The organism is Micromonospora echinofusca (assembly GCF_017614955.1).
Classification (GTDB): domain Bacteria; phylum Actinomycetota; class Actinomycetes; order Mycobacteriales; family Micromonosporaceae; genus Micromonospora; species Micromonospora echinofusca_A.
Genome location: NZ_WVUH01000040.1, coordinates 24,066 through 30,713, shown reverse-complemented (window position 1 = coordinate 30,713; position 6,648 = coordinate 24,066). Strand labels below are relative to the sequence as shown.

Below are 6,648 nucleotides of genomic sequence, written 5' to 3'. Positions count from 1 at the left end.
AAAGCCCGCATGGTCGTCATCAACGATCAACACGACACCGACCAGACCGACCCCGCCCCGATCGCCGCATAACATCAGACCGGATCCCGCGATGGCCGTCTCTTACACCATCAGCGCGGACGTGACCCGGTGGCGAGCCGTGATGGCTTGGTAATTGCGTCACCGATCGCGTTGCGATAGGCGCGCCACTCCCTTCGCAGCGCCTTTTCCTCGGCTGGCCGCAGTGGTGTCCATCGCCTTGCGGTAGGCATGCCACCGCGTGAGCCACGCCGATGCAGCGATCAACATAAGACATGCAGCCGCTCCACCAATCAGGTTCTTACCCGACCTTGACCCACGGTTTCCGGGTGGATTGACTAGTAAATCCCCCGCGGTCGCTCCGTGACCCGAGTTCCATGCAGATCCGTCGCCTTAAGAACGACGCGCGCCATCCGTGCCGTGCTCGGAATCCTCATGTTCAGCAGAGCAAATGAACGCGTGGAATGGGAAACCTGACTGCTAAGCATGTGAACAGGAGTATCCCAAGGGATACACGGCCCCTCGTGGCCAGCCTTTCGAAGGAGAAGGGCACGCCGCCTCAAAGCTAACCAAATCTGCCTACGAAGCCATTTGTCTAAAGCTCGCCAGTCGTCCACTTCGGTCACCACCGGATGTCTAGCCACGAAGCCCGTCAAGTGATTGAGTGGAACGTATCCGGAACGGGAAAATCGGTAGACTTGCGGCTCGCTTAAGCCGCCATAGAAAAGTCGTCGCAGCTGCGATAGCAAGGTTAGGTAATCCCGGTCTAAGCCGTTCTTTAATCGCCCAAAATCCTGCGTACCGGCGAGCGGCTGTCTCAATAAATTGGCATAAATTAATTCGGAGCATCGCTGCCGAATGTTGCGCTCGGGCCGCTTCGCGAGCCTTACGCCTCGTAGCGATATCCTATGACTCAGGAAATCAACCGAGTCGACGTCTCTAATTTCCGATCTGCCGACCGAGCCTTTTGGGGACAGGATCTGCAGCCCTCGACTCTTGAACGTACTGATGCCGACTCCGGAGTCATTTGACCACTCAAAGAGCATGTCCGATCCAGTTCTAACGGCTGAGTAGTCTGCACCCCAGAGTAAGATGTCATCCGAAAATCTTGCGAAGCCTACATTGAGCCGCTCAAGAGATCGGTCCAACGGCGACAGCGCTACGCCCGATAAAAAGAGGCTTATGGAGGTTCCTTGAGGGAATCCTTTGGATTGGCCCGTGTCGGCCGTCCGCAAGAACGCCTCTATGATCAGTCGTTCGCGCGGCGTCATGCGAAGCTTCAATACTTGCATCTGTTGGAATAGATACTGGTGCTTCACTGACCCGAAGTAGTCTTGAAGATCAAACTCGGCCACAAATAGGCGAGGATGATCCCGCCATTCACTTGAAATATATGTAATGGCATCGAAAACGTTAATGTCTGCCCTGTACGCGTACGATCGGCCGCTCAGTGCGCCTATGTTCTTGCTCATCAGCGACCGGTATGTGCGCCGGGAAAGAGCTTCGTCAGGTATACCGAAGGATGTAATCCTTCTCGATCCGCCCTGCGGTTTCTTGACTTCGAAGATGTAGGGGTCACCCACTTTGTACTTTTTGTCTTTTAGTGACTTGCTTATACCGTGGGCATAGACGTCTGCGCGCGACCTTACAATGAAAGGATTGAAATCATTTCTAAATGACCATGCCGTAGGCTTGGGGTAAGGGGATTTTGGCGGGTCGATATTGGCCCGACGTGCTTCGCGCTTTGATTCGTCGTAATGCCGTTTTGCAGCCCGCTCGAAGCGGCGAATGCGAGTCTGCGCTATGTTTCTCATGGTAGTGGCGAAATCTTCCACGATACCCCTTCAAAAACAAACGGGACCCGCCAGAGGCGGGTCCCGTGCGGCTGGTCGAACCCTGAAAGACTTGCATTCGCATGCAGATCAAGGATGGCGTTCATCAGCGATCTGAAGGGACGGTTGCGCCGTCCAGCTCCGGGCCAAAGCCTACGTTCTCTTGAACGATGGCAGCAGTATAACGTATGAGAACCGCAGGGTCCAGAGCCGATGCAGACCTAGGGCCAAAAGGCCATAACGGCCGGCACCACAAGGGCTACGGGGACGAGGACTGCGAGCCAAGGTATCCAGCTCAGGGCGTCGGAAGCAAAAACGCGCAAGCGCTCAGCCTTGCTAGGCCTGGTCCCAGGCGCAAATTGTGATCGAGCGCGCAAGTAGTCAGCCGTGGTGTGATTTTCGCTCTCATCGAGAAGATCATTATATTCCGAGCTCAACTTCTCGAATGCCTCTCTGGTGAACTGGGCAGGGTCGCTCTTGGCGCTCTCCGCCCGTACCGAAAGGCGTTGAATCTTGCGATAGTTCTGAAACATGTTGCGACTTCGAGCGGCATATCCCATGGATGATGATGTCAATGAACCGGCGAACGTCAGAATTGAGATATATAGCCAGATTGCGTCCCCGTTGGGCCCGTAAATTTCCCTGTCCCTAAGCATGCCAGCCGCCGAGATGAGGGCTGACAACGTTAGAGCCACAACGAGACCATTAACGGCTCGCGATCGTGACTCAAGGCGCTTACTTGCTTCGAGTCGAGCTTTGTATGTATTGTAAGCTCGCGTTTCTAGCTTAGACAGCTCTTGATGCCAGACGTCAGGATTACTCATGCCCTCCCCTGAGGATCTAGCGGTTAATGATTAGCGGGGCCCAGGGATATAGAGTTCCAACCAATCAAACCGTCACCCGTCAAACCGGTTCCCACCCGATGGCAGGACTGTATCAGAAACGGTGTTTTCTTGGCCCGACTCCGGTGCCAGGCATGGCATGCCATATACTGCTGATCGATGTCTCTCCGGCCGACCGGCCGTGCTTGGTCCCGGGAGCAAATCCCTGACGAGGTCTCTGTGGGCGTCCCTCAGGTCGGACGGGTAGCCGCGGCACGATGCACCCGGCCAACCTGTCCGAACCGACCGCGTTGATCACGACGCGCCTCACCGTCTACATGAGAAGTTCCAAACACGCACTAACCGGGCGACAACCAGGCGTCAGGTTGGAGACCTTGCGGCCCCTTGGACTTGAGCGTGACGGGGGAGTCGGCTGTGCGCGGGGGTCCATGACGGAACACCCCGCGCCGCCGAGTCCCATACGGCGTCTTTACACATCACCCTGTAGGGCTGCGACAACAGCGCGACAATGGTGACGCTCGTCGACGTTTTCGCAGGTCGACGACTCGCAGCAGCCGGTCTTGAAAGCCGGTCTTACGTCTCGGCCAGGGAGGACGGCAGGGCTGACCAAGACGTCAGCGCGGGCCATTAGCGGGCCATTAGACAAGGTCAGGGGAGGTCACTCCAGGCCACTTATTGTCGCTCTAACCTGGGGCCGGAGCCGCTGAACTGGGGATCGTGTACGGTTCCCAAGCTGACAGTGCGGGTTCGATTCCCGTCACCCGCTCCACCACGAAGGCCCTGGTCAGGACGTCAGTCCCCACCAGAGCCTTCGCTGTCTCAAGATCAACGATCGTACCGCCTGGCCCAGTACTTTGGCTGGGTCGAGATCGGGCCGACGCCCGCGCTGCTTCGTACGGGCCTGCCGTAGCTGGATGGTGTCGGCGACGATGTCGCTGCACTGCCTTTCGGTGCGACATCTAACCCAGCGTAGGCAGGACCAGTCCGGGGTCCGGCGACCGACAACTGACCGGAACGTTGATACTGGTCACTCTCGATGAGGCTTAGCGTCGGAACATGAGTGGCAGTGGGTTGGCCTGGGGACTGCTGGCTGTCGTACTGGCGGGTGGGCTCGCCGTTGCCGTCGTGCTGTTGCGCCGTCGGAAGGATGCGGCCCAGCCACAGGGCCGTGCGGAAGTGATGCGGGCGGCGCGGGCTGCCACCCGCCAGATGGCGCGTGACAGGCGTCGAACCCGACGAGGCACGCTCCGTGGCAAGGGTGGCGGAGGCGACCCCAGTCTCTCGCACGACGCCGCATACGGCAGTGACGGTGGTACGCCGGGCGGCATCTGAACACCCACGACCGATGATCCGGTCGGGCCGTCCCCCGGCCACAGGCTGAGGCAGACCCGACGCCGTCGGGTGCCATGCAACCTCACGGAACGATCATGTCGGGTGTCGCCTGCCTACCGGCGGTTCGGTAACGAGTGGTACCACTGCGGCATCTGGCGGAGTACGAGGAGAAAGCGGTGGTGCCGATTGTCGGCGCGCCGGTACCGTCGCGGCTCCACGACACCGAGCAGCGAGGTCGGCATGAGCAGCGATGGCGGTACGACGGTGCTGTGGCGCCCGACCGGACCGGACGAGCTGGATCTCGTCCGCGAGTCGGGGTGGCGGAGGTGGCCGCCGCGCCTGCCGGACCAGCCGATTTTCTATCCGGTCCTGAACGAGGACTACGCGATCATGATCGCCCGGGACTGGAACGTGCCGAGTTCCGGCGTCGGCTACGTGACCCGCTTTCGAGTGGAGTCGGAGTTCCTGAGCCGCTATCCGGTCCAGCAGGTTGGCGGTAGGACGATCCTGGAGCTGTGGGTACCCGCTGAGGAGTTGGACGAGTTCAACGAGCACATCGTCGGGTTGGTCGAGGTCGTGCACGAGTTCCGCTAGCGGTTCGACGGCCGACCGCAGCGGTCGTCACCTCACGGCGGCGGGGCCCCGACGGCACCAACCCCAACCGAGAGGCCCTGGTTCGGAGCTCTTTCCGACCAGGGCCTTCGATGTCACAGCTTCAGCCGAAACGGGCCTGCTGTGGTTTCCGACGTTCAGCGTGCCGCGGTAGCCGGGGCGAGGTACATCTCAAGCTGGATGTTGTCCGGGTCCCAGAACGCAAGCAGCGTGAAGCCGACAGGCGTGACCTTGATTCCGGAATGGGTGACCCCGGCCTCGTCGAACCGAACGACCCATGCCTCCAGGTCGGCGTGCGTTTCCACGTTGAACGCAACGTGATCGAGCCCGGTGCGGCGTTCGCTGAACTCCGCGTCGGCATCCGCGTGCTTGTGCTTCGTCAACCCGATGACGGTGCCGCCGGGGTGGCGCATGACGCGGCGCTCGAAGCTGTCGGTGCTCAACGGGAACAACACCGAGAAGCCCAGGACCTCGCTGTACCACCGTACCGAGGCATCGAGGTCGCGTACGTTCAGTGTGACGTGGTGGATCCCGGAGAAGCTCGCTTCCGACACGTGTTGTGCCTTTCGTCGTCGTTGCGCCCGTCCGAGTACGGGCGCAACGCTAGAACCTACGTCACGTCTCAGGAGCGGGGCAGGCCGGAATGGACCGTCGCTTCGGTCAGGTCGTACCGGTCGGTGCTGCCGGGTTGTCGTACCGTTGGCCGCGCCGTCGACGGCCGACGATCATGAGTGCCGCCCCGGCGATCATGAGCCCGGTCGCAGCACCCACGAGGGGCGGCAGGGCAGGTCCGGTGACCGGTAGGCCTCCGTCGTCGCCGCCGGGATCGCCCGACGTGACTCGTACCGACAGGGTGCGGGACACGCCACTGAGTGCGTCGTCCTCGCGGACCGGCAGGTACACCCGGTAGCTGTGCTGTCCGGCCGCCTCTGGCGTGATCGTCAGGGTGAATTCTCCGGCGGTTGCCGACGAGGTCCGGACGGTACGCCAGGTGCCGTTGACCAGTTGTTGCAGCTGGACCGTTGCCCCGCCAAGGACGGGGATGACCCGGCCGCTGATGGTCAGTTTTTGGCCCAGCGCCAGTGCCTCCCGGCCGGCGGAGGCTTGGACCTTGTATTTCACCCGGGGGAATGCGCCCTGGTAAGCGATGTACTCCGGGCTTCTCGAAATGTTGGACGGCCGCGGTATGCCGACACAGTGCAGCGCGTTGTTGAGGTTTCCGGAGAACGTCTTCGAGTAGAGACCGGCGGCGTTCGTGGTGGCGTTCGGCGAGTTTCTTCCCTCGACGCAGGTGTTGTCGACACCAATGAAGAGGCCGAGATCAGGGATGCCGGCGCCGGTGTCGACGTAGTAGGCGCGTCCCTGCATGGTGAGCCGGCCGTCACCCAGCACCGGATCGGGGACGAAGGTCAGGGTCAGGGCCGGTTGATGGGTGCCGGTCACCCGTAACGAGGCTGACTGGGACTGGGTACGGGGATCCACGTCGAGCTTGTTGCCGAACGTATCGGAGGCGACGACGCGGGTGACCTGCCACTGACCGTCCCATGTTGAGGGCACCTGGATGGTGGCGCTCCAGACCCCGTCCTGGGCTGTCCCCGAGCTGAGTGCCAGCTCAGCCCCTGCGGTCTGCCGGGCGCCGGCGGAGACCCGCTGCAGCAAGGCGAGGGGTGTGCTGACGCCGTCCATCCCGGTGCTTTCCTCGACCCCGGATTCGTCGGTCAGGTGCACCTTGACGGTGACCGGTACCAGGTCGAGTCCGTTGACGGACACCGAATCCGGCGAGAGGGTCACCCCGGCCAGTACCGGGAGTGTGCTGTCGGCGGCCATTGCCGGCTGTGAGCTCAGGGCTCCGGTGACCACAATCCCGAGGATCAGGGCCAGGGCCGCCATTTTCGGCACCCCGATCGGTGTCCGTGCCATCTGGTTGACCTCCCACGACGGCGGGCATCCCCAGCCCGCGACCCACAGCACATTCATCGGCCGACCAGCGGAAGCCTTCTGTCCGGGATCCG

At 61.4% G+C, this 6,648-nt stretch carries 5 protein-coding genes; 1 reads left to right on the top strand and 4 read right to left on the bottom strand.

Annotated features, from left to right (window positions below; genetic code table 11):
* Positions 1–356: 356 nt before the first annotated feature.
* Together GSF22_RS07650 and GSF22_RS35970 are read right to left on the bottom strand one after the other, a co-directional pair.
* Positions 357–1,853 (bottom strand): reverse transcriptase domain-containing protein, encoded by a 1,497-nt coding sequence (locus GSF22_RS07650; protein ID WP_208812270.1) that lies wholly within the window; start codon positions 1,851–1,853, stop codon positions 357–359.
* Positions 1,854–2,071: 218 nt separating this feature from the next.
* The gene (locus GSF22_RS35970; RefSeq protein WP_208812268.1) at positions 2,072–2,674 is read right to left on the bottom strand and encodes an SLATT domain-containing protein; all 603 of its coding nucleotides are present in this window, start codon (positions 2,672–2,674) and stop codon (positions 2,072–2,074) included.
* Between the two features lie 1,590 nt (positions 2,675–4,264).
* Between GSF22_RS35970 and GSF22_RS07640 the strand changes: the two genes are divergently transcribed.
* Positions 4,265–4,618: a hypothetical protein gene (locus GSF22_RS07640; protein ID WP_208812266.1), complete on the top strand. Its 354-nt coding sequence runs from the start codon at positions 4,265–4,267 to the stop codon at positions 4,616–4,618.
* A gap of 155 nt (positions 4,619–4,773) precedes the next feature.
* Here GSF22_RS07640 and GSF22_RS07635 read toward each other — a convergent pair whose 3' ends face one another.
* Entirely contained in the window at positions 4,774–5,190 is a 417-nt protein-coding gene (locus GSF22_RS07635; RefSeq protein WP_208812264.1) for a VOC family protein, read from the bottom strand.
* A 106-nt stretch (positions 5,191–5,296) separates the two neighbouring features.
* Positions 5,297–6,364 carry a hypothetical protein gene (locus GSF22_RS07630; protein WP_208812262.1) on the bottom strand — a complete coding sequence of 356 codons (1,068 nt, stop codon included), beginning with the start codon at positions 6,362–6,364 and terminating at the stop codon, positions 5,297–5,299.
* Positions 6,365–6,648: the final 284 nt, after the last annotated feature.